We start from the raw sequence: 591 nt of genomic DNA, 5'->3' as shown, positions 1-591 counted from the left end.
ACAAGCTGCCGCAACTAAGAAAGAGGAAGTTGAAGGCAACAACCTGGTCACTCCAACTGAGAAACAGGAAGTTGATGCCCTCCTCCAAACAGCGAACGAGAAAGTTCAAGCTGCAAAAGATAGCGTTGGCAAACTTCCAGAGAGTGAAGAGAAGACTCAGTTGACACAAGACGCTAACGGCATCCAAGTTGTCGATAGTCCAGTTGTTACGGACGCGAATCCAACAACAGGTACAGGTACTACGGTTGTTAAAGACCCATCAGGTACAGTTACAGTGACGGATCCAAACGGCACAACCACAACGGTTGATCCTAAGGTTCCAGGCACAACAACGACCCCAGGTGGCGCAACCATCACTGTTGGTAACGATGGTAAAGTGACTGTTAAGGACCCACAAGGTAATGTGACCGTTGTAGACCCAGCGACAGGCACGATCACGACAACGCCAGCAAATCCAACAACAGGTACAGGTACTACGGTTGTTAAAGCCCCATCAGGTACAGTTACCGTGACAGATCCAAACGGCACAACCACAACGGTTGATCCTAAGGTTCCAGGCACAACGACAACCCCAGGTGGTACGACTGTAAC

General features: G+C 49.7%; 1 protein-coding gene. It reads left to right on the top strand.

Annotated features, from left to right (window positions below; translation table 11 throughout):
• Nucleotides 1-591: GA-like domain-containing protein (locus ACMZ6Z_RS09560; RefSeq protein WP_416132285.1), on the top strand; the 591-nt coding region annotated here is incomplete at both ends.

Source organism: Streptococcus pluranimalium (genome assembly GCF_047785705.1).
Lineage (GTDB): Bacteria > Bacillota > Bacilli > Lactobacillales > Streptococcaceae > Streptococcus > Streptococcus pluranimalium_A.
This window is presented reverse-complemented; position numbering and strand designations above follow the sequence as displayed.